At 64.6% G+C, this 23,751-nt stretch carries 27 protein-coding genes and 1 pseudogene; 9 read left to right on the top strand and 19 right to left on the bottom strand.

The genetic code is table 11. The features are described 5' to 3' along the window. Positions 1-68 precede the first annotated feature (68 nt). The 9 genes from LIG30_RS19800 to LIG30_RS19760 all read right to left on the bottom strand — a co-directional run bounded on the left by LIG30_RS19800 (position 69) and on the right by LIG30_RS19760 (position 6,779). On the bottom strand, positions 69-1,079 hold the full coding sequence (locus LIG30_RS19800) for an inorganic phosphate transporter (protein ID WP_038714725.1): 1,011 nt from the start codon (positions 1,077-1,079) through the stop codon (positions 69-71). Between the two features lie 10 nt (positions 1,080-1,089). Further along, positions 1,090-1,716 (bottom strand): DUF47 domain-containing protein, encoded by a 627-nt coding sequence (locus LIG30_RS19795; RefSeq protein WP_038714723.1) that lies wholly within the window; start codon positions 1,714-1,716, stop codon positions 1,090-1,092. A gap of 147 nt (positions 1,717-1,863) precedes the next feature. Continuing rightward, a complete protein-coding gene (locus LIG30_RS19790; protein WP_038714722.1) occupies positions 1,864-3,246 on the bottom strand; it encodes a replicative DNA helicase in 1,383 nt (460 codons plus the stop codon). Positions 3,247-3,386: 140 nt separating this feature from the next. Beyond that, positions 3,387-3,839 (bottom strand): 50S ribosomal protein L9, encoded by a 453-nt coding sequence (gene rplI / locus LIG30_RS19785; RefSeq protein ID WP_038714720.1) that lies wholly within the window; start codon positions 3,837-3,839, stop codon positions 3,387-3,389. Between the two features lie 27 nt (positions 3,840-3,866). Next, the gene (rpsR, locus tag LIG30_RS19780) at positions 3,867-4,142 is read right to left on the bottom strand and encodes a 30S ribosomal protein S18 (RefSeq protein ID WP_038714718.1); all 276 of its coding nucleotides are present in this window, start codon (positions 4,140-4,142) and stop codon (positions 3,867-3,869) included. A 2-nt stretch (positions 4,143-4,144) separates the two neighbouring features. Next, entirely contained in the window at positions 4,145-4,444 is a 300-nt protein-coding gene (priB, locus tag LIG30_RS19775; RefSeq protein ID WP_038714717.1) for a primosomal replication protein N, read from the bottom strand. A 39-nt stretch (positions 4,445-4,483) separates the two neighbouring features. Then, a complete protein-coding gene (gene rpsF, locus LIG30_RS19770) occupies positions 4,484-4,858 on the bottom strand; it encodes a 30S ribosomal protein S6 (RefSeq protein ID WP_004193673.1) in 375 nt (124 codons plus the stop codon). Positions 4,859-5,071: 213 nt separating this feature from the next. After that, a complete protein-coding gene (locus tag LIG30_RS19765) occupies positions 5,072-5,998 on the bottom strand; it encodes a zf-HC2 domain-containing protein (RefSeq protein ID WP_038714716.1) in 927 nt (308 codons plus the stop codon). After that, on the bottom strand, positions 5,988-6,779 hold the full coding sequence (locus LIG30_RS19760) for an RNA polymerase sigma factor (RefSeq protein ID WP_083494099.1): 792 nt from the start codon (positions 6,777-6,779) through the stop codon (positions 5,988-5,990). Before LIG30_RS19760 ends, LIG30_RS19765 begins: the two co-directional genes overlap by 11 nt. Positions 6,780-6,987: 208 nt before the next feature. On the opposite strand from LIG30_RS19760, the gene LIG30_RS19755 reads away from it, so the two are divergent. From LIG30_RS19755 to lysM, 3 genes are all read left to right on the top strand, one after another. Next, positions 6,988-7,890 (top strand): metallophosphoesterase family protein, encoded by a 903-nt coding sequence (locus LIG30_RS19755; protein WP_038714715.1) that lies wholly within the window; start codon positions 6,988-6,990, stop codon positions 7,888-7,890. 10 nt (positions 7,891-7,900) lie between these two features. Continuing rightward, a complete protein-coding gene (locus LIG30_RS19750) occupies positions 7,901-8,305 on the top strand; it encodes a cupredoxin domain-containing protein (protein WP_038714713.1) in 405 nt (134 codons plus the stop codon). A gap of 194 nt (positions 8,306-8,499) precedes the next feature. Further along, entirely contained in the window at positions 8,500-8,976 is a 477-nt protein-coding gene (gene lysM, locus LIG30_RS19745; RefSeq protein WP_038714711.1) for a peptidoglycan-binding protein LysM, read from the top strand. A gap of 88 nt (positions 8,977-9,064) precedes the next feature. On the opposite strand, the gene LIG30_RS19740 is transcribed toward lysM, so the two are convergent. Further along, a complete protein-coding gene (locus tag LIG30_RS19740) occupies positions 9,065-10,090 on the bottom strand; it encodes an asparaginase (RefSeq protein ID WP_038714708.1) in 1,026 nt (341 codons plus the stop codon). Positions 10,091-10,446: 356 nt separating this feature from the next. Here LIG30_RS19740 and LIG30_RS19735 point away from each other — a divergent pair, with 356 nt between their 5' ends. The 3 genes from LIG30_RS19735 (at position 10,447) to LIG30_RS19725 (ending at position 12,177) form a co-directional block, all read left to right on the top strand. Next, positions 10,447-10,731, top strand: a complete 285-nt coding sequence (locus tag LIG30_RS19735) for a PsiF family protein (RefSeq protein ID WP_038714707.1) — start codon at positions 10,447-10,449, stop codon at positions 10,729-10,731. A gap of 193 nt (positions 10,732-10,924) precedes the next feature. Then, entirely contained in the window at positions 10,925-11,365 is a 441-nt protein-coding gene (locus LIG30_RS19730; RefSeq protein WP_038714706.1) for a membrane protein, read from the top strand. A 224-nt stretch (positions 11,366-11,589) separates the two neighbouring features. Further along, positions 11,590-12,177 carry a BPSL1445 family SYLF domain-containing lipoprotein gene (locus LIG30_RS19725; RefSeq protein ID WP_038714704.1) on the top strand — a complete coding sequence of 196 codons (588 nt, stop codon included), beginning with the start codon at positions 11,590-11,592 and terminating at the stop codon, positions 12,175-12,177. Positions 12,178-12,278: 101 nt separating this feature from the next. On the opposite strand, the gene LIG30_RS19720 is transcribed toward LIG30_RS19725, so the two are convergent. From LIG30_RS19720 to mltG, 7 genes are all read right to left on the bottom strand, one after another. Next, positions 12,279-13,343 (bottom strand): glycosyltransferase family 4 protein, encoded by a 1,065-nt coding sequence (locus tag LIG30_RS19720; RefSeq protein WP_038714702.1) that lies wholly within the window; start codon positions 13,341-13,343, stop codon positions 12,279-12,281. A 346-nt stretch (positions 13,344-13,689) separates the two neighbouring features. Continuing rightward, positions 13,690-14,046, bottom strand: coding sequence for a Rap1a/Tai family immunity protein (locus tag LIG30_RS19715; RefSeq protein ID WP_038714701.1), 357 nt, complete (start codon positions 14,044-14,046; stop codon positions 13,690-13,692). A gap of 76 nt (positions 14,047-14,122) precedes the next feature. After that, positions 14,123-14,830, bottom strand: a complete 708-nt coding sequence (locus tag LIG30_RS19710; RefSeq protein WP_038714700.1) for an ankyrin repeat domain-containing protein — start codon at positions 14,828-14,830, stop codon at positions 14,123-14,125. Positions 14,831-14,875: 45 nt separating this feature from the next. Further along, positions 14,876-15,655 (bottom strand): TatD family hydrolase, encoded by a 780-nt coding sequence (locus LIG30_RS19705; RefSeq protein ID WP_038714698.1) that lies wholly within the window; start codon positions 15,653-15,655, stop codon positions 14,876-14,878. A gap of 38 nt (positions 15,656-15,693) precedes the next feature. Next, a complete protein-coding gene (locus LIG30_RS19700; RefSeq protein ID WP_038714695.1) occupies positions 15,694-16,725 on the bottom strand; it encodes a DNA polymerase III subunit delta' in 1,032 nt (343 codons plus the stop codon). Between the two features lie 18 nt (positions 16,726-16,743). After that, positions 16,744-17,364 carry a dTMP kinase gene (gene tmk, locus LIG30_RS19695; RefSeq protein ID WP_038714693.1) on the bottom strand — a complete coding sequence of 207 codons (621 nt, stop codon included), beginning with the start codon at positions 17,362-17,364 and terminating at the stop codon, positions 16,744-16,746. Next, complete coding sequence (mltG, locus tag LIG30_RS19690) at positions 17,364-18,383, bottom strand: endolytic transglycosylase MltG (protein ID WP_038714692.1); 1,020 nt, start codon at positions 18,381-18,383, stop codon at positions 17,364-17,366. The genes tmk and mltG overlap by 1 nt, the downstream gene beginning before the upstream one ends. 652 nt (positions 18,384-19,035) lie before the next feature. On the opposite strand from mltG, the gene LIG30_RS26565 reads away from it, so the two are divergent. Both LIG30_RS26565 and LIG30_RS19680 read left to right on the top strand, forming a co-directional pair. Then, the gene (locus LIG30_RS26565) at positions 19,036-20,040 is read left to right on the top strand and encodes a HEPN domain-containing protein (protein WP_160326712.1); all 1,005 of its coding nucleotides are present in this window, start codon (positions 19,036-19,038) and stop codon (positions 20,038-20,040) included. A gap of 114 nt (positions 20,041-20,154) precedes the next feature. Next, complete coding sequence (locus LIG30_RS19680; protein ID WP_235510339.1) at positions 20,155-21,306, top strand: RES family NAD+ phosphorylase; 1,152 nt, start codon at positions 20,155-20,157, stop codon at positions 21,304-21,306. A gap of 643 nt (positions 21,307-21,949) precedes the next feature. Here the strand turns inward: LIG30_RS19680 and LIG30_RS27335 are convergent. Then, positions 21,950-22,140, bottom strand: a pseudogene (locus LIG30_RS27335) (DUF159 family protein); the annotation flags it as partial. A gap of 83 nt (positions 22,141-22,223) precedes the next feature. On the opposite strand from LIG30_RS27335, the gene LIG30_RS19675 reads away from it, so the two are divergent. Beyond that, positions 22,224-22,847 (top strand): hypothetical protein, encoded by a 624-nt coding sequence (locus LIG30_RS19675; protein ID WP_038714690.1) that lies wholly within the window; start codon positions 22,224-22,226, stop codon positions 22,845-22,847. 79 nt (positions 22,848-22,926) lie between these two features. On the opposite strand, the gene LIG30_RS19670 is transcribed toward LIG30_RS19675, so the two are convergent. After that, the gene (locus tag LIG30_RS19670; RefSeq protein WP_038714687.1) at positions 22,927-23,715 is read right to left on the bottom strand and encodes a DNA adenine methylase; all 789 of its coding nucleotides are present in this window, start codon (positions 23,713-23,715) and stop codon (positions 22,927-22,929) included. Positions 23,716-23,751: the final 36 nt, after the last annotated feature.

Below are 23,751 nucleotides of genomic sequence, written 5' to 3'. Positions count from 1 at the left end.
CCCGAACAAAAAGCGCCGCAGCCTGACGGCATGCGGCGCTGTGCGCGATGCAGCGGCGTGCTGCTCGATCAGAAGATCCGGTGGCCGACCCACCAGCCGGCGGCGGAGATCAGCGCCGAAGCCGGGATCGTCAGCACCCACGCCCACACGATGTTGCCCGCGACGCCCCAGCGCACGGCGGACAGCTTGCGCGTCGCGCCGACGCCGACGATCGCGCCGGTGATCGTGTGCGTCGTCGACACCGGAATGCCGAGGAATGACGCCAGGAACAGCGTCATCGCGCCACCGGTTTCGGCGCAGAAGCCGCCGACCGGTTTCAGCTTGGTGATCTTCTGGCCCATCGTGCGCACGATGCGCCAGCCGCCGAACAGCGTGCCGAGACCCATCGACAGATAGCAACCGCCGATTACCCACATCGGCGGCGCGTCGGACGTCGCCGACGCATAGCCGGTCGCGATCAGCAGCATCCAGATGATGCCGATCGTCTTCTGTGCGTCGTTGCCGCCGTGACCGAGGCTGTACAGCCCCGCCGACAACAGCTGCATCCTGCGGAAGCGGCGATCGACCTTGCTCGGCGGCGTGCGGAAGTACAGCCACGACACGCCGAGCATGAACAGCGAGCCGAGCACGAAGCCAAGCAGCGGCGAGATGAAGATGAACGCAACCGTCTTCATCAGCCCGTCGAGGTTGAGCGAGCCCCAGCCCGCCTTGGCGATCGCCGAACCGACGAGACCGCCGATCAGCGCGTGCGACGAGCTGGACGGGATGCCGTAATGCCAGGTGATGACGTTCCAGCCGATCGCGCCGACGAGGGCGCCGAACACGACGTAATGGTCGACGATCCCCGGGTCGATCGTGCCTTTACCGACGGTCTGCGCGACCTTCAGGTGGAAGATGAAATAGGCGATGACATTGAACACGGCGGCGAACACCACCGCCTGCTGCGGCTTCAGCACGCCGGTGGACACGACGGTGGCGATCGAGTTCGCCGCGTCGTGGAAACCGTTCATGAAATCGAACACGAGCGCGACCAGCACGAGCGCCGCGACCATCCATAGGGCAAGTTGTATCGAATGCATCGTGTTCTGCTCAGGCGTTTTCCAGCACGATGCCTTCGATGATGTTCGCCACGTCCTCGCATTTGTCGGTGATCTGCTCGAGCAGCTCGTAGATCGCCTTCAGCTTGATGAGCGTCTTCACGTCGTCTTCTTCGCGGAACAGCTTCGACATCGCGCCGCGCAGCACGCGATCGGCCTCCGATTCCCAGCGGTCGATCTCCTCGCACGCCTTCAGGATCTGGCTCGACTGCTTCATGTCGGACAGCAGCGCCACCGCCTGCTGCACATGCTGCGCCGACTGCGTGACGATGTGCGCGAGCTGGGTCGCTTCCGACGTCACTGCGCGCACGTCGTACAGCGACACGGACGTTGCGACGTCCTCCATCAGATCGAGGATGTCGTCCATCGTCGTGATGAGCTTGTGGATCTCGTCGCGATCGAGCGGCGTAATGAAGGTCTTGTGCAGCAAGTCGATCGCTTCGTGCGTCAGCTTGTCAGCGGCCTTTTCGGCGGACTGCACGTTTTGCTTGTGAATCTCGGCATCGGCGAGATTGTCGATCAGCAGTTCGAGCTCGCGACCACCGGCAACGATGTACTTCGCGTGCGCATTGAAGATTTCGAAGAACTTGCCCTCGGTGGGCATGAATCGACCGAACATGGAATTCCTGAGAGAGGGTCAAACGGCTGTCATAAAAATCGGCGACATTGTACCGTTTAACGTCTCATCGCCGGGCGAACATGCCGAACATGCGTGCGCGCGGAGACGAGATACAACGATTCCCCAATTGGGGGTTTACATCCGGCATCACTCGCCGTAGAAGTTCTGCGCGCCCGCGAAGTTGTCGAACTTCGTGTATTGCCCCATGAACGTGAGCCGAACAGGCCCGATCGGGCCGTTACGCTGCTTGCCGATGATGATCTCCGCGGTGCCCTTGTCCGGGCTGTCCGGGTTGTAGACTTCGTCGCGGTAGATGAACAGAATCACGTCCGCATCCTGCTCGATTGCGCCGGATTCACGCAGGTCCGACATCACCGGACGCTTGTTCGGACGCTGCTCGAGGCCGCGGTTCAGCTGCGACAGCGCGATCACCGGCACGTCCAGCTCCTTCGCCAGACTCTTCAACGAACGTGAAATTTCCGAGATCTCGGTCGCGCGGTTCTCGCCCTGCGACGAGCCGCTCATCAGCTGCAGGTAGTCGACGATGATGAGGCCGAGCTTGCCGCACTGGCGCGCGAGCCGCCGCGCGCGCGAACGCAATTCCATCGGGTTCAGGCCGCCCGTCTCGTCGATGAAGATCTGCGCCTCGCTCATCTTCTGCACCGCGTGGGTCAGCTTCGGCCAATCTTCGTCGGTGAGGCGGCCGGTACGCATCCGGTGCTGGTCCAGGCGCCCGACCGAGCCGAGCATCCGCATCACGAGCTGCGTGCCCGGCATTTCCATCGAGAACACCGCGACGGGCAGGCCGTATTCGACCGCAACGTATTCGCCGATGTTCATCGAGAACGCGGTCTTACCCATCGACGGGCGGCCGGCCACGATGATCAGCTCGCCGCCGTGCATGCCTGACGTCATGCGGTCGAGATCGACAAAGCCCGTCGGCGTGCCGGTCACGTCGCTCGGGTTCGCGGTGTGGTAGAGCGTGTCGATGCGCTCGACCACCTGCGTGAGCAGCGGCCCGACCTCGAGAAAGCCCTGGTTGCCGCGCGCGCCGTCCTCGGCGATCGAGAACACCTTCGATTCCGCTTCGTCGAGCAGCTGGCGGACTTCCCTGCCCTGCGGGTTGAAGGCGCCCGCCGAAATCTCGTCGGCCACCGACACGAGCCGCCGCAGCACCGCGCGGTCGCGGACGATTTCCGCGTAGCGGCGGATGTTCGCCGCGCTCGGCGTGTTCTGCGCGAGCGCATTCAGGTAAGCAAGCCCGCCGACATCCTCGGCCTTGCCGGAGGTGGTCAGCGCCTCGAACACGGTCACCACGTCCGCAGGACGCGTCGCCGCGATCAGGCGGCCGATGTGCTCGAAGATGATCCGGTGGTCGTAACGGTAGAAGTCGCCTTGCGACAGGAAGTCGGCGATGCGGTCCCAGGCGGCGTTGTCGAGCAACAGGCCACCCAGCACCGACTGCTCGGCTTCGAGCGAGTGCGGCGGGACTTTCAGCGATTCGATTTGGGGATCTTTCGGCGCGTTCATGGCTTGGGATTATCGCGAATTGGGCGGGGCTTCGCCAGCCGGGCGGCGCAATGCCGGGAAACAAAAAAGGCAGGAACCGGTTGCCCGGGCCCTGCCCTTCATCCGGGCGGCGCGAGCCGCCCGGCGAGACTGCATGTCGCTTACGCGTGGTTGCCGATCACGTTGATCGTGACGTCGACCACCACGTCCGTGTGCAGTGCGACCTGCACGCCGTGCTCGCCGATCATCTTCAGCGGGCCTTCCGGCATGCGAACCTGGGCCTTCTCGACCACGTAGCCGGCTGCCTTCAGGACTTCCGCGACGTCGCCGTTCGTGACCGAACCGAACAGACGGCCGTCCACGCCCGACTTCTGCGTGATTTCGAACGCGAGGCCGTTCAGCTTCTCGCCGACCACTTGTGCGGCTGCCAGCTTTTCAGCGGCGACCTTTTCGAGCTCGGCGCGGCGAACTTCGAATTCAGCGATCGCGTCCTTCGTCGCGCGGCGTGCCTTGCGGTTCGGGATCAGGAAGTTGCGTGCGTAACCGTCCTTGACCTTGACGATATCGCCCAGGTTGCCCAGATTGGCGACTTTTTCCAACAGAATGATTTGCATTCGAATTCTCCTTATTGCGTCGCCTGATTACGCCTTGTGCTGATCGGTGTACGGCAGCAGCGCGAGGAAGCGTGCGCGCTTGATCGCCGTGTCCAGCTGACGCTGGTAGTGCGCCTTCGTGCCCGTCAGGCGAGCCGGCGTGATCTTGCCGTTTTCGCCGATGAAGTCCTTCAGCGTATCCGTATCTTTGTAGTCGATCTGCTCGACGCTGGCTGCCGTGAAGCGGCAGAACTTCTTGCGCTTGAAGAGCGGGTTTTGTTGCTGACGACGCTTGTCGAATTTCTTACCAGTGGGGCGGGCCATGTTCAGTCCTTTCCAATGTCCTGCAATGCTGTGATGTGAAACACCAAGGTTCTCGCGTTGCGGCTTTTCTTTGCCAGGAAGCCTGTGAACAGCGTTTCGACGCCCATTTCACAGCTTTCCAGCCTGCCGCTCGCCTCGCCTGCCGCCACCGCCTCGATCGTCATCTCGACCTGGCGGCGAATGCCTGCTTCGACGACCTCCGTGCGGTGATGCAACGTGGCGCTTGCGATCGGAACGCCGGCGGGGGTGTACCGCACCGGTGCGCGTTCGGCGACGCTCGCCGTCAATTGCAGCCTGTTCACGTGGGTGGCGCGCTCCTTGGTGGCTTAAATGCTACGAGCTTAAGCCTGCGCTTCGGTCGGCTGGGCAGCAGCCGCCTTCTTGGCTTCTTCGCGCTGAACTTCCTTCATCATCGGCGACGGGCCGGTCTCGGCCTTCTTCATCTTGACGATGAGGTGACGCAGCACGGCGTCGTTGAACTTGAACGCGTGTTCGAGTTCGTCGAGCGTCGTCTGGTCGCACTCGATGTTCATGCAGACGTAGTGAGCCTTCGCGAGTTTCTCGATCATGTAGGCCAGCTGGCGACGGCCCCAGTCTTCGACACGGTGGATCTGGCCGCCGTGCGACGTGATCGTGGACTTGTAGCGCTCGATCATCGCGGGCACTTGCTCGCTTTGATCGGGGTGCACGATGAATACGATTTCGTAATGACGCATTACACACTCCTTGTGGATTGAAGCCACCCGGGCGTCGGAACCGGTGCGGCAAGTGAGAAGCCGAAGAGTTTAACCCGGATGCGAACCTCACGCAAGGTTCTTGCATCATACGCGGTGCGTTTCGGCCGTGTTTTCAACGACTTGGGGCGCGGGCGGCCGCCGCGCCTCCCAGCCCGGCCGTGCGCCGTCGCGCGCGGGCGGCGCCGGGCCGCGTCACTCCGTGCGCGGCACCGTGACGCGGGCGGTCAACGCCGCCCGGAACGCGGCGAGCGCGGACGGTTCGGCATCCGTCACCGCCCACCAGGTCATGCCGGCCGCCTGCCAGCGCTCGAGCGCATAGCCCTGTCGCACCGCGGCGCGCGACGCCAGGCCATCCGTCCCCGGAAACACGTACACATCGATCAGGTGCTGCCGGTAACGGTAGACGAGCACCGCGACGCGGCGCTGCCCGACGTAGTCGAGGCGGCCGCCCGCGAGCACGAATCCGTTCGCGCTCAGGTCAGCGACCGGGGGCGCGTAATCGAGACGTCCGTTGAACCACGGCTTGACCGTATGCCGGTCGGTCGAGACGACATCGACATCCCGCGCCGACAGCCCGGCGCGAATGTGGCTTGCGACCAGTTCGTCGGCGAGCCGGTCGGCCGTCAGCCGCTGCGCCGTCAGCGCCGCGCCGCCTGCCGCGCCCAGCGCCAGCGCCAACGCCAGCCCGGCGAGCCAGCCGGCGGGCAGCGCCGCAAACGGCCGTCCGGCCCATGCCGGCCCACCGGCCTTCGCGCCAGCGCCGGCCACCCCCGTTCCCGTTCCCGTTCCCGTTCCCGTTCCCGCGCCTGCGGATGCCGCGGCGCCCCACCCGACCCGCCGGAGCCAGCCGCGCCAGCCCGCGGGCCGCGCGGCCCGCGTCTCAAGCGGCTCGCGCCGGGCGCCTGCCGGCAACGCAGCGGCGATGCGCGCGTGCAGCGCATCCGGCGCGCGATGATAGCCGGCCTGCCTCACCACACGGCCCAGCGCCGCCAGCGTTTCGCGCTCGCGGCGGCAGGCGTCGCAGCCGTCGACGTGGCGCTGCACGCGCAGCGCATCGGTCGGCGGCAATTCCCGATCGACGTCCGCGTCGAGCAGCATGCGCGTTTCGTTACAGTCCATCGATAGCCTCCGATGCGGAACCGTCCGTCGCAGCGGACGCACGGCCGGCGTCAACTCCGCGCGAATGGCCGGACTCGCGCAGCCCGGACCCGCCGGCCGCTTGCCCGGCGGCCACTTCGTTAGCTGCCGTGCCGCCTCTGCCGCCCGCGCCACCCGCACTGTCCGCGCAGCCCCCTCGCGGTGCCCGCGCGTCCGTGCCGCGCGGCGCGTCCGCAAGCATCGCGGCCAGCCGCCGCCGCGCGCGCGAAAGCCGCGACATCACGGTCCCCACCGGCACGTCCGCGATCGCCGCGATCTCGCGATAGCTCAGATCCTCCATCTCCCGCAGCACCAGCACTTCGCGATATTCGGCAGGCAGCCGCACGAGCGCGTCGCGTACGCGCCGCGCGTCCTCGCCCCGGATCAGCATCGTTTCCGGATCGTCGGCGGCAATCCGCCAGTCGTCCGGCAACGCCGCACCCTCCAGTTCCTCGGCGGCCGCGACCTCGTGCGCGGCCGCGCGGCGATTCCATTCCGTGTACCAGGTGCGGCGCACGATCGCGAGCAGCCACGGCCGCACGCTGTCGCCCCGGCACGAATCGAAAAAGCGGAACGCGCGCATGAACGCCTCCTGGACGATGTCGTCCGCGTCGTTCGCGTTGCCGGACAGCCAGCGCGCAAGGTTGTACGCCGCATCCAGATGCGGCAGCGCAAGCGTTTGAAAGCGCCGGCTGCGCGACGCGTCGGCGCCTTGCGCATCGCTCGCGCCATGCTCGTCGGCCGCCCGCCCGGTTTGCCCCACGTCGCCTCCCTTGCGCGCGCGGACTGCCGGCCGCGCCGTCCGGAATACGCTGGCGCCCCGCTCACGAAGCGCGCGCCGTCCTGGCTGATACCGCCCGCCCGTCGAGTTTATTCCCGCCGGTCGCGCGCCGGCACGAAAATATTCCGGGAATGGATGCCCGTCCCGGCCGGTATCACAGGCATGCCCCGTCACTTTCGAAGGAGCTGTCATGTCGAACCTGCCCGTGTCCCTGAAACGGCGCGACTTCCTGCGCCTCGCCGCCTACGGCGGCGCCGCATTCGCGTCCGCGCTGCCCGGCTGGAGCCTGGCGCGCGCCGACGATTTCTTCTTCGTCCAGCTCTCCGACGCGCACTGGGGCTTCACCGGCCCCGCGATCAACCCGGACGCGGCCGGCACGCTGCCGAAGGCGATCGCCGCAGTCAACGCGCTGCCTTCGCCGCCCGATTTCGTGATGTTTACGGGCGACCTCACGCATACGACCGACGACACCGCCGAGCGCCATGCGCGGATGACGCAGTTCCAGTCGATCATCGCGCAGTTGCGCGTCAAGCCGCTCTACCTGATGCCCGGCGAGCACGACGCCGCGCTCGACGGCGGCGCCGCGTACCGCGAGCACTTCGGCACCACGCATTACGCGTTCGATCACAAGGGCGTGCATTTCGTCACCGTCGACAACGTATCCGACCCTGCCGGACGCGTCGGCGACGCGCAGATCGAATGGCTCGCGCAGGATCTCGTGCGCCTGCCGCGCGGCACGCCGATCGTCGTCTTCACGCACCGCCCGCTGTTCGACCTCGCGCCGCAGTGGGACTGGGCGACGCGCGACGGCGCGAAGGTCGTCGAGGTGCTGATGCCGTACCCGAACGTCACCGTGTTCTACGGTCACATCCATCAGGAGCACCACGCGATGACCGGCCACATCGCGCATCACGCGGCGCGCTCGCTGATGTTCCCGCTGCCTGCGGCGGGCTCGCAGGCCAAGCGCCTGCCGGTGCCGTGGGACGCCGCCGCGCCGTATCGCGGGCTCGGCTGGCGCGAGGTGCGGCGCGCCGACGCGCCGGGCGCGTACCAGTTGACCGAAATGCCCGTCGCGCCGTCGGGCACGCTTTGAGGAGCCGATCATGCGTCACATCGATCGTCCCGCACGCGTCACGCGCGCCGGCCCGGCAAGGCCGGCGCGCCGCCGCTGGCTGCTGGCCGCCGGCGTCGCGGTCATCGCGACGCTCGCGGGCTGGCAGGCGCGCGCGGCCGCGCCGCGCGTCATCAAGGTTCATGCGCGGCGCTTCGTCTTCACACCGGACCGCATCCCGCTCGCGCCGCACGAATCGGTCGTGTTCGAACTGACCGCCGAGGACACGGTGATGGGCTTCTCGATCCCCGACTACGGCGTGCGCGCCGACGTGCCGCCCGGCGCGGTCGTGCACCTGCCCGCGCAGGCGGGCAACGCCGGTACGGTCGTGTTCCTGTGCGACATCTTCTGCGGCTCCGGGCACGAACAGATGAACGGCGTGCTCGTCGTCGGATAACGGCCGGCCGGATTCGAGCGTGACACTTCTTGACGTTCGCGTGGGCAATTTTTCATGCAAGCGCCGCTTTGGGCGCCTACACTCTCGCCACGCTTTCAAGAAAAATCCGCCGCGCGCGCGTTCGCGCTTCGCGCGGCGTTTGTTTGCCGCTTCACGGCGCGTTTTCCGTTCCAACCACCTGAAGGAGCATCGCGATGGGTCTTCTTTCGTTTATCAAGGAAGCGGGTGAAAAACTGCTGGGCGAGAGCGACGCGCAAGCGGCGACCGACCCGAATGCCGCGAACCAGACCGCGGCCGACGCCATCAAGAACTACATCGCCGCGCAGGGCTTCGACACGTCGAACCTCACGGTCGCCTTCGACGGCGCGTCGCGCACCGTGACGCTGTCGGGCAGCGTCGGCGACCAGGCGGCCAAGGAAAAGATCACGGTCGCGGCGGGCAACGTGCAGGGCGTCGCGGCGGTCGACGGCGACGCGCTCACGGTCGACAATCCGGCGCCGGAGGCGACGTTCTACGAAGTCCGGAGCGGCGACACGCTGTCCGCGATCTCGAAGTCGCAATACGGCGACGCGACCCAGTACGACGCGATCTTCGAAGCGAACCGGCCGATGCTGTCGAGCCCGGACCGCATCTATCCGGGCCAGAAGCTGGTGATTCCGCCGCTGGCCTGAGCGCTCGCCCGGGATCGGGACACAAAAAAGCAGGCCGGCGGCCTGCTTTTTTTCATGACGTGTGGCAAACCCGCGTTCAGCTTCTGTATCAGTACGTGTCGAACGCCTGCTGCAACGCCGCCTGCCCGCTCACGCCGTTGGCCAGCGCGAGCATCAGCAACACGCGTGCCTTGAACGGATTCAGCGAGCCGGCGCTGACGAAGCCGAGCGCGTCGTCCGATGCAGCGCCATTGCGCATCACGTGCCCGGAGCCGACCCGCGACGCGCGCACGACCGCGATGCCCCCCTTCGCCGCATCGGCCAGCGCGCCTTGCAGCGTCGCGTGGATCGAGCCGTTGCCCGTGCCCGCGACGACGAGCCCGCGCACGCCGGCCGCGACGAGCGCGTCGACGGCGGTGCGCGACACGCCGGCATAGCTGGTGACGATCTCGACCTGCGGCCACGCGGCGGCCATCGCCAGTTGCGCCGCGCGCGTATGCGGACGCGTCGCGCGGCGCGCGAACTCGACCCGCCCGTCCTGCACCCAGCCGAGCACGCCGAGCTCCGGCGAATGGAACGCGTCGACCGCATAGGTGCTGGTCTTCACGACGTCGCGCGCGCAATGGATCTTGTTGTTGAACGCAACCAGCACGCCCTGCCCGCGCGCCGCCGGATGCGAGGCGACCGTCACGGCGTTGAGCAGGTTGAGCGGACCGTCGGACGACAGCGCGGTCGCCGGGCGCATTGCCGCCGTCAACACGACCGGCTTGTCGGTCTTCACGGTCAGGTGCAGCGCGTACGCGGTTTCCTCGAGCGTGTCGGTGCCGTGCGTCACGACGATACCGTCGATCGCGTCGTCGGCGGCGAGCGCATCGATGCGCGCGGCGAGGGTATTCCAGAGCGGCAGCGCGAGATCCTTGCTGTCGATGCTGGCGACCTGCTCGGCGTCGATGCGCGCAACCGACGCGAGCGCCGGCACCGCGTCCAGCAGGAAATTGACGCCGAGCGCACCGGCCTGATAGCCGGCCGTGCTGGCCGCGTCCGGCGCGGCGCCGGCGATGGTGCCGCCGGTGGCGAGGACGGCGATGCGCGGCAGCGCTGCAGGCGATGCGGGGGAAGTGTTCGATGCGTTCATGGGCGCGATTGTAATGGCTCGCGCGCCGCGTCCGATAGCCCTCGCGTTCACCGATCGCGCCGCATGCTGCGCCGGCCTCGCATGATGGTTTTCCCGCATCGTGCCGCATGCTGCGCCGGCCTCGCATGATGGTTTTCCCGCATCGCCCCGCACGCTTTCACGCCGCCGTGCCGCGCGCGTCGTTTCGGGATGCTTTCGACATCGCGACTGTCAACCCCGTGCCCGGCCTGCACGTTTTATATCCTGCCGTTTTGTTGTTTTCACACAGGGTCGCCATAATCGGAACGCGAAGCTGCTGCGTCTTCGCTTCATGACGGTGACAATAAAACGCAATTCACCCACATTGGGAGTGTCAAATGAAAATCCAATCGCTCGTGGCCGCACTGCTCGTCGGCGGCATGCTGGCTTCCCCCGCGTTCGCTCAGAGCAGCCAGCAGGACAAGATGAAGGCCTGTAACACCCAGGCGGCCGGCAAGAAGGGCGATGAGCGCAAGGCCTTCATGAAAGACTGCCTGTCGGCGAAGAAGAAGATGACGCAGCAGGACAAGATGAAGGCGTGCAACAAGGACGCAACCGGCAAGACCGGCGACGATCGCAAGGCGTTCATGAAGAGCTGCCTGAGCAACCAGGCCGGCGCCTGATCCTCGCCGCGACCGGCAGCATGCCGCGCACCGCCCCGGGCGATGCGCGGCATTTTTGTTTGCGTGGCCCGCGCGCGACGGACCGCCTGCGGCAATTCGCCGCGATTTCTTCTATGATGGCTGCAATGCGGCCCATCCGAGCCCCGGACGCGCCATCGGGCCGCCCCGCACGCCGTGTCGAAGGGAGGCCGGGATGGCAGGGAGACAACACCGCTGGTTGCGCCGCTGGCTGATCGTGATCGTCTTCTGGGCCGTGCCCGTCTCGATCGTCGCCATACGCGAGATCCGCGAGGAAATGGCCTACAACTACGCCGATCTCAAGCTCGCGCTGACCACCTGGCAACTGACCGACGCGCAACGCGCCGCCGGCGCACTCGCGCGCTGCCACGGCGACCCCGACGAGGCCCGCTCGTCCGGATGCCCCGCCGACGTGCTCGCCGCCAACGCGCCGCGCCAGCAGGCCGCGCGCGACGAATTCGTGGTGCGTCGCAACACGCTGGCGAGCTATTTGTGGCACGCTTTCGTCGGCTACTGGGTGGTGCCCGCGGCGTTCCTGTTCTCGTGCGGTGTCGTCATCGCGCTGATTCGCCGCGCGTTGCGGCGTCCGCCGATCAAGCCGCCCGTGCCGCATTGAGCCGGCCGCCACATCTTGCGCCACATGCAAGCCGTCACGCCTCGAGCGCATACGGCACAATTCCGAACGGCATGCCACGCGTCGGCGCACTGCGACACGCCCGGAAGATGGATCATGCGCCGCCCGAAAATGAAATGTTTTTGTAATGTGCTGTGATATAAGTGCCTGCGTGCCCCGCTCGACGAGCGAGACTCACCTCGAACTACACTCGATGGAGAACAACGATGCAGAAACGGAATCTCATGCTGAAAGTCGCTGCCGCACTCGTGGTCGGCAGCCTCGCGCTCACCGGTTGCACCACCACGCCGGACAAGCCGGACAACGCCTCGACCAGCGCGTCGAAGCGCCAGGCGATCGATGCGAGCGTCGATGCGACGCTGTCGCGCCTGTATTCGACCGTCAAGGGTTCACGTGAGCTCGTCTCGAAGTCGCGCGGCGTGCTGGTATTCCCGGAAGTGATCCAGGCCGGCCTCATCGTCGGTGCGCAGACCGGCAACGGCGCACTGCGCGTCGGCGGCGGCACGGTCGGCTACTACAACACGTCGTCGCTTTCCGTGGGCCTGCAGGCTGGCGCGCAATCGAAGGCGATCGTATTCCTGTTCATGACGCAGAACGCGCTCGACGAGTTCCGCAGCTCGGAGGGCTGGGCGGCCGGCGCAGGCGCTTCCGTCGCGCTCGTGAAGATGGGCGCGAACGGCGCGATCGACACGACGACGGCGACCGCACCGGTCGAGGTGGTCGTGCTGACGAACGCCGGCCTGATGGGCGACGTGTCGATCAACGGCACGAAGGTCACGAAGCTGAAGATCTGACGCGCGAGCCATCGCGCCGCACACGCGGCGCGGTCGCGCATGCACGAACGGCGATGCCCTCGCGAGCATCGCCGTTTTTTTTGCGTGCGGCGGCGGCGCGCTCAGGCCGTCGAGCCGATCACCTTGAAGCGCGCACGGTTGCGCGCGCGAATCAGCGACTGATAGACGTCGAGATATTGCTGCGCCATCCGGCGCGACGTGAAACGCTCCTCGAAGCACTGCCGCACACGCGCGCGCGGCAGCAGATGCAGCCGCTTGACCGCCGCGACCGCGCTGATCTCGTCCTCCACGATAAAGCCCGACACGCCCTCGTCCAGCACTTCCGGCACCGCGCCGCGATTGAACGCGATCACCGGCGTGCCGCACGCCATTGCCTCGATCATCACCAGGCCAAACGGCTCCGGCCAGTCGATCGGGAACAGCAGCGCATGCGCGCCCGACAGGAATTCCGCCTTCTGGTGGTCCGCGATCTCGCCGATGTACTCGACGTGCGGCAACGCGAACAACGGCTTGATCTCGCGCTCGAAGTATTCCCGGTCGGCCGCATCGATCTTCGCCGCGACCTTGATCGGCAACCCGCACTGCTGCGCGATCCGGATCGCCGTGTCGACGCGCTTTTCCGGCGAGATGCGACCGATGAACGCCAGATAGCGCGGCTCGACCGGCTGCGGCGTGTAGAGCGTCTCGGGCAGGCCGTGGTAGACGGTCGCTAGCCATTTCGAGCGCGGCAGCGGCTCGCGCTGCGCGTTCGAGATCGAAATCACCGGCGCGTGGCTGAACGCATCGAACACCGGCTGCTGCTCGAGCAGGTCGAGCCGGCCGTGCAGCGTCGTCAGGTACGGCGTCTCCTGCCGGTTGAACAGCGAAAACGAGTAGTAATCCATATGAAAATGGAGAACGTCGAAATCCTTCGCGCGGCGCGCGACCGTCTCCATCAGCAGCATGTGCGGCGCGACCCGGTCGCGGATCGACGTGTCGAGCCGCAGCGCGCGCGGCCAGACGGGTTCGAGCGTCGCGCGGGTCTGCGAATCGCCGCTCGCGAACAGCGTCACGTCATGACCGAGATCGACGAGCGCCTCGGTAATGTACGACACCACGCGCTCGGTGCCGCCATAGAGCTTCGGCGGCACCGATTCGGTCAGCGGGGCGATCTGGGCAATTCTCATGGTCCGTCTCTCCAGGACAACCGGCGCATGCCGGCGCGTATGCGCCATTATTAGCGATCCGCGCGGGCCGCACCGGCCGCCTTGCATTTTCTGGGGGTTGTTACAGCCCGGATACATTCGCGCGCGCAGCGCCCGTCGGCGGCCCGGGGCCGGCCGACGTGTGGACCGCCGTGCCGACGGCAGGCATCCGTGCCTGAGGACGGCCGGCGAGCGGCGCACCGGCGATGCGCCGCAATTCGTCGAGAGAAATCATCCACGCCTTGGCTTCGTCGCGTCGAGAGGCGCGGGCCGCGTCCCGGATGCGTCGGCGACATCCGGGCGCGCTGCGCCCGGACACGGGGTCAGGTCAGTCGCCGCCCTTGCAGGGAAACGCCTTGCCGAGGCCGAGCGATACCGCGGTGCTCGCGTTGTAGTCGGCCAGCTTCGGATTCTCCGCGATGTACTTGCGCACCGCGTCGGTCATCTGTTTCGACTTGATGTCGGGCGGCAGGCAGAAATACTGGCCGACGCGCGGCCCGGTCGTGCCGCCGATCGCGTCGATCGTGTTGTAGACGCCGTCGGCGGCGCCTTCGATATAGGCCGCGCACGATGCCCGGGACTTGACGTCCGTCTTCGCGCACAGCCTGTCGAGATCGCTGCTGGTGAAAGCCGCCGCCGACAGCGGCACGGCGAGCGCCGCGGTACAGAACAAAGCCCGCAACATGGGGTTCCTTATGTCAAGGCGGCCCGAGGCCGCCTGCTGCGATGACCGGCGCGGCGTCAGCCGCGCCGGAAAACCGTCATTTTGCACTCTTTTGCGCGTCCGCCGGCGCCGATGCGCCGACGCGCACGGTGCGCTTGCTCAGGATCTCGGTCGCGTCCGGCGCCTTGTAGTGTTTCGCGAAATCGAGCGCGGTCAGGCCGAGCTGGTTCTTCACCGCCGGATCGGCACCCTGGTCGAGCAGCAGGTTGACGGTCGTCGGGTGGTTGCCGCGCGCGGCCATCATCAGCGGAGTCGTGCCGTTCGGCGACGCCGTGTCGACGTACGCGGCATGGTCGAGCAGCACCTTGGCGGCCTCGTCCTGGCCGTTGGTCGCCGCGTAGTGCAGCGGCGCCCAGCCCTTCTTGTTGACTTCGGCCCCCTTGTCGATCAGCAGCTTCACGAGACCGACGTCGCCGTTCAGCGACGCGAGCATCAGCGCGTTCTCGCCCGCCTTGTCTTCCTTCTCGAGATCGACGCTCGGCGTGGACGCGAGCGCGGCGGCCACCTTGTCGGACTTCTCGCGCGCGGCGATCACGAGCAGCGGATCGCCCTTCGCGTCGGTGGTGTTCGGATCGAGACCGTTCTTCAGCTGCTTGCCGATGTCGGCGATATCGTCGAACTTGACTGCCTTGACGATCTTGTCGACGGATTCCGCATGCGCGCCGGCGGCCGTAAACACCCCGCCCGCGATCAGCAAGGCCGCGAGCATCGCGCGTTTCGACAGATGATTGGTCGGCTTCGTCATTATGTTGGGCTCCTTCCCCGGGTTGTCGGCTGAACGCGGCCGCCGTCAGCGGGCGATCCTGAACAGCCGGAAAAAGTTCTGCGTCGTCGCCTCGGCAAGCGCCTCGTCGGACATGCCGCGCTCGGCCGCGATAAAGCGTCCGACATAACTGACGAACGCAGGTTCATTCGGCTTGCCCCGGTACGGCACCGGCGCGAGGTACGGCGAGTCGGTCTCGATCAGCAGGCGATCGATCGGCACGCGGCGCGCGACGTCCTGCACGTCGGTCGCGTTCTTGAAGGTCACGATGCCCGACAGCGAGATGTGGAAGTTCTGCGCGAGCGCCTGTTCGGCGACCGGCCACGGCTCGGTGAAACAGTGCATCACGCCCCCCGGCACGTCCGCGCGCTCCTCGGCCATGATCCGCAGCGTGTCCTCCGACGACGCGCGCGTATGGACGATCAGCGGCTTGCCGGTCGCGTGCGCGGCGCGGATATGCGTGCGAAAGCGCTCGCGCTGCCATTCCATGTCGGCGATCGAGCGGCCTTCGAGCCGGTAGTAGTCGAGGCCTGTCTCGCCGATCGCGACGACCTTCGGGTGCGCGGCCAGTTCGACCAGCTCGGCGAGCGTCGGCTCCTGGGCGTCCTCGTGGTCGGGATGCACGCCGACCGACGCGTACACGTTGTCGTGCGCGCCGGCGATCGCGAGCACCTCGGGCAGCGTCTCGAGGTCGACGGACACGCACAGCGCGTGCGAAACGCCGTGCTCGCGCATGTTTTCGAGCACGGCCGGCAACCGGTCGGCCAGCCCCTTGAAATTGATGTGGCAGTGAGAATCGACAAACATTCCGTTGTTTCCTGATGGCGGGTTGCGCGGGACCGCGCTCAAGCGAACAGCTCGCGATATCCGAGAAACAGCTCCTCGAACACCAGCCGGGCGTTGAGCGGGTGATTTTCGACCGCGCGCTGGCGCGTCACCGTCTTCATGAAGCGCGCGAACGCGTTCGCGTCGAGCGCCGCCGCGCAACGCGCGAGCGCCGCGCCGTGGGTCGGGAAATAGCGCGGCGCGTCCGCCATGCGCTGCGCGAGCAGATCGTACAGCCAGCGCTGCAGCCAGCCGAGCACGAGCGGCACCGGCAGCTTCTGCAGCGCCTCGCCGCACGCGAACGGATCGCACGCGGCGCCCGCGCCGAGCTGGCCGAGCGCGAAGTCGCGCAGCGGCCGGTTCTCGTCGCTCGCCAGTGCGAGCGCCGCGAGCGGCGCGCCACCTGCCTCGGCGAGCAGCGACTGCGCGTCGCCGACACCCTGCGCCGCGAGCCACGCGGCCGCCGCGTCCGGCGCCGGCACCGTCATCGGCCATTGGCGGCAGCGGCTGATGATGGTCGGCAGCAGGCGGTCGATGCGCGCCGACACGAGCAGGAACACGACGCCCGCCGGCGGCTCCTCGAGCGTCTTCAGCAGCGCGTTCGACGCGGCGACGTTCAGCGCCTCGGCCGGATACAGCACGACGACGCGCGCGCCGCCGCGGTGCGAGCCGACCCCGCAGAAGTCGAGCAGCGCGCGCACCTGCTCGATCTTGATCTCCTTGCTCGGCGTGCGCGTCTTCTTGCCGCCGTCGTCGGCGTCCTTCGCCGTGTCGTCGGCCGCGCCGGCCACGGCCGCCTCGCCGGCAAGCGCCTCCGGCAGCACGATCCGGTAGTCCGGGTGATTGCCCTGCTCGAACCAGGTGCAGGCCGCGCACGTCCCGCACGGCTCGCCGTTGGCCTGCGGGGTTTCGCACAGGAAGCCCTGCGCGAGATGCTGCGCGAAACGCAGCTTGCCGATCCCGGCCTGGCCGTGCAGCAGCAGCGCGTGCGGCCATTGGCCACGCAGTTGCTGCAGGCGGTCCCAGTCGCCGGTCTGCCACGGATAGATCATGTTCGTGCGTCCTTCCGGTTACAGCGTGGCGAGCACGCCTTCGAGGCGCTCGCGGATTTCGGCGATCGACTGCGTTGCATCGACGATCGCAAAGCGGTGCGGCGCCTCTTCGGCGCGGCGCAGGTACTCGGCGCGGGTGCGCGCGAAGAACGCGTCGGATTCGCTTTCGAACTTGTCCGGCGTGCGCGCGGCGCCGCGCCGCTCGCTCGCGACCTCCGTCGCGACGTCGAACAGCACCGTCAGGTCCGGCTGAAAGCCGCCCTGCACCCAGCGCTCGAGCGCCTCGAGCTTGTCGCGCGGCAGGCCGCGCCCGCCGCCCTGGTACGCGAACGTCGCGTCGGTGAAGCGGTCGGACAGCACCCAGTCGCCACGCGCGAGCGCCGGCTCGATCACGCGCGCGAGATGCTCGCGCCGCGCGGCGAACATCAGCAGCGCCTCGGTTTCGAGATCCATCGGCTGATTCAGCAGGATGTCGCGCAGCGTCTCGCCGAGCGGCGTGCCGCCCGGCTCGCGGGTGACGACCACCTGCCGGCCGAGCGGCGCGAGCTTCGCGTCGAGCCGTTCGCGAAACCAGTCCAGGTGGGTCGTTTTCCCCGCCCCGTCGATGCCTTCGAACGTGATGAACTTACCGCGCGCCATTATTGACCTCGTATGTATTTGCCCACGGCCTTGTTGTGATCGCCGAGGGTGTCGGAGAACACGCTCGTCCCGTCGCCCTTCGCGACGAAATAGAGCGCGCCCGTCGCCGCCGGGTTGACCGCGGCTTCGAGCGCCGCCGTGCCCGGCAACGCGATCGGCGTCGGCGGCAACCCGCGGCGGGTGTAGGTATTGTAGGGAGTGTCGGCCTGCAGGTCGCGCTTGCGCAGGCGGCCGTCGTACGTGTCGCCGAGCCCGTAGATCACCGAAGGATCGGTCTGCAGCGGCATGCCGACACGCAGCCGGTTCGCGAACACCGCCGCGACCAGCGCGCGATCCGCGGCGTGCCCCGTTTCCTTTTCGACGATCGACGCAATCGTCAGCGCTTCGTAGGGCGTCCTGTACGGCAGCCCCGGCGCGCGGGCGCTCCATGCCGCGTCGAGGCGCATCTGCATCAGACGGTACGCGCGCCGGTAGATGTTCAGGTCGCTCGTGCCCTTGTCGAACAGGTAGGTATCCGGAAAGAACAGCCCTTCGCCGCTGCCGCGCCGGATCTCGCTCTCCGATGCGCCGATCGCGCGCAGCAGCTCGGCGTCGCTCATGCCTGCCGCCGTGTGCACGAGGGCCGGATTCGCGTCCAGCTCCGCGCGCATCCGCTTGAAGGTCCAGCCCTCGATCACCGCTGCGACGGATTCGTTGACGTCGCCGCGCGCGATCTTCTGGAGCACCTCGTACGGGGTGATGCCGCTCTTGAATTCGTAGTTGCCGGATTTCAGCCGGCTCGACAGGCCGAGCACGCGCGTCATCGCGACGAAGCCGTCCGGCTCGATCGGCACGCCGGCGCGCTCCAGCTGCTGCGCGACGCTGCGCACGCTGCTGCGGGGCGTGATCGTGATGTCGAGCGCCGCGGCGCCGAGCAGCAGCGGCCGGGTCGCCCAGTAGTACGCGCCGCCCGCGCCGGCGGCGGCCACAACGACGGCCACCGTCAGGAGCGCGGCGCCGCATTTCTTCAGTAGGGACACAACAAGAAAGAAGTAGAGTTAAACCAGCAAACCATTGATTTTTAACTAAAAAGTCTCGCGCCGGTCAGCTTCGGGACTTTGCCAGTTTGTCGCTTTTTCGGCATTTTCTGCCCCGTATTGTATAGATGTGGGCACGCTTTGGTCACATACGAACCTCGCGCGCTCGTCGTGGCGATGGCACGCCATATCGCGATGGTCGGATCGGCGGAAGATCCGCTCCTCTCGAACGGTTAGCGCCTCATCGGACAAACACGAGAGGGGTTGGCGTAACCGTTGCGGAGGGAGCGCTCGAATGTCGCGCCGCGCCAAGAAGTGAACGCCACTTCTTGGCCGACACCCGCGCTTCGGGCGAAGGTGGCGGCGGCGCCGGTAAGCTCGAACCTTACGCCTAGCCAATGAGTACCATGCCGACCGATGTCCTGGCCGGCCATACGCCGATGATACATAGGTCTCTTCGCCTTAGCTGATAAGGCCCGAATCAAAAAGCTACGCTACAACCTACGCTAGCGGATTTCGAGATCGACCGGTTGAATCCGCAACCCGAACGGGCCATTCATCCGTCTCCGTAGCGGACGTTCGATCTGATGTGGCACACTCTGAAGACATTTACCTAACCGAGCGATCCTTCGCCAACTCCATTGATCGGTGTTTCATGTCTAAGCGAAACGTAATTTCCGAAATAGAAGAGAAAAACGCTAGAGCCTCGAACAAGTATCTCCATGGGAACTTGGAGCTCTACGACTTGGAAGCAAGCTCTCGACGGATTGGCGAGTCAGATGCGACTATGCGTGCCTTGCACATAATGGGTATCGCATCCTGTATTGAAGTAAGTGTTCGTGAAGCCATCAAGAGATTGGTGGACTCCGGCTCGCCTTACATCGAGAGGGCAGAGGCTTTTAAGGAGCACATTAAATTTGATTTCTTGCTAACCAAGGCGCTAAGCGATGGGACAATAACGTTCGGAGATTTGGTTTCACATTCGCTCCCCGTAAGTCGACTAGAACACATCGCATCGCATTTTGAGTCTTTATTTTGCGACAAAGATCAACGAAAAAAATTCAATAGAATAATTTCCGACATTCGCGAGTATGTCGAGCCAAGCGAAGAAGAGCTTTTTGGTGGAGGTCAGGCGGAACAAAAACAGAAAACCGCTCCATTGTTGCTTAGTGAGCCAAGCGGTCTCTTGCTGGACATTGCATCTATCTTTGAGATTCGCCATTTAGTTGCTCACGAAGCTAATTTCAATTCCGTCTCGTCGGATGAACTTTCAAAATTCCTGAATAGCGCACGACTTTTCGTGAATTGCCTCTATGAACTGGTGGAGCAAGATTTGAATCCAGGTCAATCGCGAAGTGGATATGGCGACTCAGTTCAGGCGATGGCACGAGCTGGCGCGATTCAGGCTAGCGCACTGGCGGTTCAGGAACGGATAATGTCAAAGATTTCTTCCACGGAATCAACCGAGCATGATCTAGCCGCCCTATTCAGAGCGGCAACATGCGCTTTTGATGCTTACTATCAAGCCGAGTCAAGCTTTCGTCTTTCGGCGCACGGCATGCTGACTGGCAATGCCATGCGAAATATCGAATCGGATGTCACCATTAAGCTGTGGCAGCATCGAATGGACTATCTAACTAGCATAGAAGAAATAATCTAAATGCATGTTACGAAAAATCGATCTGCCAATAATTCTATCTAAGCGACCCCAACGGACATTGCGTTAGCTCACGACGAAGCACGGTGACTAGGCAAATAGGAATCGCACAAGAACATGGACAACGACGAGCAATTCGAAAAAATATTTGAGGCGATCATGGCCTGGGAGTGCGATGGCCCGCTTCATGACGATCGTCCGGAGCATGTTTGCTGCTCTGGCTGCTTCTCGGATTTCGGCTTGGGCCTAGAGGTCGCGCGCCGCGGCGAACGTACCGACGCGGCATGCCCGAACTGCGGCCAACACAGCAGCTGGAAGGTGAACATAGCGGCGCTCCATGATGCTGCACGCTCCTTCTTCAACCGGGGGTCGATCCGCAGGTTGCGCTTCGGAGGGGCACCTACGCTTGCGTTCAATACCAAGCAGGCTAGTTCCGTCACCGTGCCCCCGTGGTTCAAGAGTGACCTCTCTCTTTTGGAGAGGCTACTCAATATCGGAGTCTTCCCCTATGGACCGCGCTTGTGGATGGTGGGGGAAGTCGAACCGCTCAAGGAGATGCAAGATGAACAACGACGGGGCGCAGTTATCCAGCGAATACTAAACGAGTATCCGGGCAAGGAGCTCCCACCGGAGAACATCTTCTTTCGGCTACGGGTGAATCCAAAGAACCCAGAGGATCCTGCTGAATACGATGCACCACCGAAGGAATTTAGTGGCAGGGGACGACTGGATTCCCCTGGTCAACCCGTGCTCTACGGTTCAGCAGACTTGCAAGTATGCGTGCATGAATGCCGTGTCTCCGCTGAGGACGAAACGTATGTGGCAACGCTTGCGCCGACGCGTCCGTTGAAGCTCCTCGATCTGTCGGAAGTACTGCGTGAACCCGAAGGCGTGACAGAGTTCGAGAGCCTCGATATGGCCGTTCACATGCTGTTCCTTGCAGCGAGCCACTCCTACGACATTACGCGGCGCATCTCGCTTATGGCGGGACAGGCGGGCTTCGACGGCATCGAATACCCGTCGTACTTTAGCCTCCTGCGAACCGGGGCAATTCCCTTCGAGACCGCCTACGGACTCTCGGGTCGAGTGATCGCTCGATACACGAGGCACGCTCGGCACGCGGAACATGAACGATCGAAGATTGTTCCCAACCTTGCGTTGTTCGGGTACCCCGTTGCGGAGGGAAAGGTCGAGGTCAAATGCATTAACCGGCTGCTCGTGACGCGCGTTGAGTATGACCTCAAGTTCGGTCCAGCTGGGGTAGCCTGATGGGTGCGACAGATCCCCGGAACTTTGATCATATTTTGCCGGTGCATCGACCTGGCAGTTGACACATGCAGGCCAGTGGACGACGCCTACCTTGACGAAAATGGCGAGCAAGTCGCATTGGACCGTGTTGCTCAACGAACTCAAGCTTGGGGAGTCGCGGTTGCCACAAAAGGCGAAGTGGAGGCGAATCCGGGCAACGATGCGTTGCGGAGAGTCGCGGTGAACCTAGCGAAAAGCACAGGGTTCTTTAGTATATGGATGACAGTTTTTTCCCACGATTCCGATATGCGAAATCGTTTGATCGACGCATTTCCTGGAACACGGGGAAGTGGTTGCTTCGATAGTGTCACAGCACAGCCAATATGTCCGGCCCCTAATCCAGATAATTTGGCAGCAGGAGCAAAACTGCAATCCCCCAAAGCGACAAATACTCACATTGGAAGGCGAACTGGCCGAAAGGTGAGCACCAAACGGGAACAACGGAGGCGCTTGTAAGCTCGGGCAAAGCAACTTTACGCCTGACTGATGAGCGCCCCACCTATATTCATGAATTTCGCGGCCGTCCGTTTCCGATCCCGATCGGCATTTCACACCGTCGGCAAGGTAACCATTAGTACCGGATCAGATGATGATTAGACGATGGCATGAACTTCGGCCAGAAGCCAAACACCGCCTTGACGACACCGAGGCCATCACCATCCGCCATGCGATCGGAGCTGCATAGTCGGGATAGACATCCGGCTCCCACTGGTCGCGACGGTATAGGTCGCCGATGCCAAGCTTCAGCTCACTGATCCCCATATCTTCTGTTGGCGCTTGGTAGTTTGTGCGCACTGCCCGCTCCCCAATTTTGAGACTTGACGCGAGCATCTTACCGCGCAACATACTGTATATTCATACAGCAACATCCTCGCGTCATGATCTTACCCCCATTTGAGCCGCCCCAATTCGACGCGATGTCGAAATGGTGGCGCACGTGCACGTACGCAGACGTGCATTTGCTGATACTTGAAGTGCTGCACCAACGGGTTATGCTGCGCGAACTCTCCGAGCTGGCTGGCGATGCGTCTCGCGCGGTCATGAACCTCGAGCCGGACATGATGAAGTACTGCGCACCATTGCGCCTGCTCAAGGCGAAAATCGAGAGGGAAATTGTGCGGCTAGGCAGAATGGATAGCCCCCGTGAGCAAATCGCGCCATTCTCTGACGAATGGCGGGCGCGCGAGGCAATCCGATGCAAACTCCGCGATGCGCCGGACGAGCCAGATCCCGGATCGGACAAGGCGATGAAGTTGCCCGACTTCCAGCGCCTGAGCTGGACGGATCTGCGCGACACCTGGAGACAATCTGGCTACACGGGAAAGGGGCGGCTCACGCTAGAGCAGCGCTTCGTGCTCGAGGTCGTACACGTACGCCGCGCACTTCGTCACATCGACAAGCTGGCCAGCGCGGCCGAGAAAGAACTGAAGGAAAGCGGTGCCCCCGAATCGTTCCCACTCAACAAGCTCCGCAGGACAATCGACGTAGCAAGGTTCGATTGACCTCAATTAACAGACATCGGACTACACGAGCATATAACCTCGCCGGCGCGGTCATCCCGCGCCGGCTTCACTTCGTCTTTCAGAACAGCCCGACCGGTTGCGCGGCGTCATCCCAACTGAAGATGATCAGCTCGTTGCGGTCGACGCCCTTCCCGCCCCCGACCGTGTACTGGATCGGCACAGTCTCGATGTGAAACCCGTCGAACACGCGCCGAATATCCGGGTGGTCGTTCAGACTCACGATCGCCCGATCCTTGATCGAGCGAAGGCACTCGGCCATCTTCTCGTATTCCGCGAATGGGAACGCCACGCCGTACCCCTCCGTCTCGTAATACGGCGGATCGAGATAGAACAGCGTATGCGGCCGATCGTAACGGTCAATGCACGCAGCCCAGTCAAGCCGCTCAACGAATGCATTCGCCAGCCGCAAATGCGCGGCAGACAATTCTTCCTCAAGACGCAACAAATTCAAGCCGGGTGGATGCTCCGTCCGCGTGCCGAACGTCTGCCCCTCCAGCTTGCCGCCAAAGCAACTTTTCTGCAGGTAGTAGAACCGTGCCGCGCGCTGGATATCGGTGAGGGTTTCCGGGACCGTCTGCTTGAGCCACTCGAACACCTGCCGGCTCGTCAGCGCCCATTTGAACTGCCGCACGAACTCCTCCAGATGATGCTGCACGACCCGATACAGATTCACCAGCTCGCCGTTGACGTCGTTGACCACTTCAACCTTGGCCGGCGGCCGGAGGAAGAACAGCGCGGCCCCGCCCGCGAACACCTCGACGTAGCAATCGTGCGCCGGAAAGCGCGGAATCAAATGGTCTGCCAGACGGCGCTTGCCGCCGATCCAGGGAATGATGGGATTTGCCATTGTGAAAGCAATTTTTAAACTTGGTGTAAAATCCGG

The sequence above is a fragment of the Burkholderia sp. lig30 genome (assembly GCF_000687455.2).
GTDB lineage: Bacteria > Pseudomonadota > Gammaproteobacteria > Burkholderiales > Burkholderiaceae > Burkholderia.
The sequence above is the reverse complement of the archived record's forward strand: the minus strand, read 5'-3'. Positions and strand labels throughout refer to the sequence as shown.

Excerpts from the sequence above, each read along its gene's own strand:
- LIG30_RS19795 (WP_038714723.1), bottom strand. The coding sequence starts at position 1,716 with ATGTTCGGTCGATTCATGCCCACCGAGGGCAAGTTCTTCGAAATCTTC.
- LIG30_RS19725 (WP_038714704.1), top strand. The coding sequence starts at position 11,590 with ATGCAGAAACGGAATCTCATGCTGAAAGTCGCTGCCGCACTCGTGGTC.
- LIG30_RS19700 (WP_038714695.1), bottom strand. The coding sequence starts at position 16,725 with ATGATCTATCCGTGGCAGACCGGCGACTGGGACCGCCTGCAGCAACTG.
- LIG30_RS19720 (WP_038714702.1), bottom strand. The coding sequence starts at position 13,343 with ATGAGAATTGCCCAGATCGCCCCGCTGACCGAATCGGTGCCGCCGAAG.
- LIG30_RS26565 (WP_160326712.1), top strand. The coding sequence starts at position 19,036 with ATGTCTAAGCGAAACGTAATTTCCGAAATAGAAGAGAAAAACGCTAGA.
- lysM (WP_038714711.1), top strand. The coding sequence starts at position 8,500 with ATGGGTCTTCTTTCGTTTATCAAGGAAGCGGGTGAAAAACTGCTGGGC.
- LIG30_RS19790 (WP_038714722.1), bottom strand. The coding sequence starts at position 3,246 with ATGAACGCGCCGAAAGATCCCCAAATCGAATCGCTGAAAGTCCCGCCG.
- tmk (WP_038714693.1), bottom strand. The coding sequence starts at position 17,364 with ATGGCGCGCGGTAAGTTCATCACGTTCGAAGGCATCGACGGGGCGGGG.
- rplI (WP_038714720.1), bottom strand. The coding sequence starts at position 3,839 with ATGCAAATCATTCTGTTGGAAAAAGTCGCCAATCTGGGCAACCTGGGC.
- LIG30_RS19680 (WP_235510339.1), top strand. The coding sequence starts at position 20,155 with ATGGACAACGACGAGCAATTCGAAAAAATATTTGAGGCGATCATGGCC.
- rpsF (WP_004193673.1), bottom strand. The coding sequence starts at position 4,858 with ATGCGTCATTACGAAATCGTATTCATCGTGCACCCCGATCAAAGCGAG.
- LIG30_RS19675 (WP_038714690.1), top strand. The coding sequence starts at position 22,224 with ATGATCTTACCCCCATTTGAGCCGCCCCAATTCGACGCGATGTCGAAA.
- LIG30_RS19705 (WP_038714698.1), bottom strand. The coding sequence starts at position 15,655 with ATGTTTGTCGATTCTCACTGCCACATCAATTTCAAGGGGCTGGCCGAC.
- LIG30_RS19750 (WP_038714713.1), top strand. The coding sequence starts at position 7,901 with ATGCGTCACATCGATCGTCCCGCACGCGTCACGCGCGCCGGCCCGGCA.
- LIG30_RS19670 (WP_038714687.1), bottom strand. The coding sequence starts at position 23,715 with ATGGCAAATCCCATCATTCCCTGGATCGGCGGCAAGCGCCGTCTGGCA.
- LIG30_RS19735 (WP_038714707.1), top strand. The coding sequence starts at position 10,447 with ATGAAAATCCAATCGCTCGTGGCCGCACTGCTCGTCGGCGGCATGCTG.
- LIG30_RS19755 (WP_038714715.1), top strand. The coding sequence starts at position 6,988 with ATGTCGAACCTGCCCGTGTCCCTGAAACGGCGCGACTTCCTGCGCCTC.
- LIG30_RS19730 (WP_038714706.1), top strand. The coding sequence starts at position 10,925 with ATGGCAGGGAGACAACACCGCTGGTTGCGCCGCTGGCTGATCGTGATC.
- LIG30_RS19715 (WP_038714701.1), bottom strand. The coding sequence starts at position 14,046 with ATGTTGCGGGCTTTGTTCTGTACCGCGGCGCTCGCCGTGCCGCTGTCG.
- LIG30_RS19710 (WP_038714700.1), bottom strand. The coding sequence starts at position 14,830 with ATGACGAAGCCGACCAATCATCTGTCGAAACGCGCGATGCTCGCGGCC.
- LIG30_RS19740 (WP_038714708.1), bottom strand. The coding sequence starts at position 10,090 with ATGAACGCATCGAACACTTCCCCCGCATCGCCTGCAGCGCTGCCGCGC.
- rpsR (WP_038714718.1), bottom strand. The coding sequence starts at position 4,142 with ATGGCCCGCCCCACTGGTAAGAAATTCGACAAGCGTCGTCAGCAACAA.
- LIG30_RS19765 (WP_038714716.1), bottom strand. The coding sequence starts at position 5,998 with ATGGACTGTAACGAAACGCGCATGCTGCTCGACGCGGACGTCGATCGG.
- LIG30_RS19800 (WP_038714725.1), bottom strand. The coding sequence starts at position 1,079 with ATGCATTCGATACAACTTGCCCTATGGATGGTCGCGGCGCTCGTGCTG.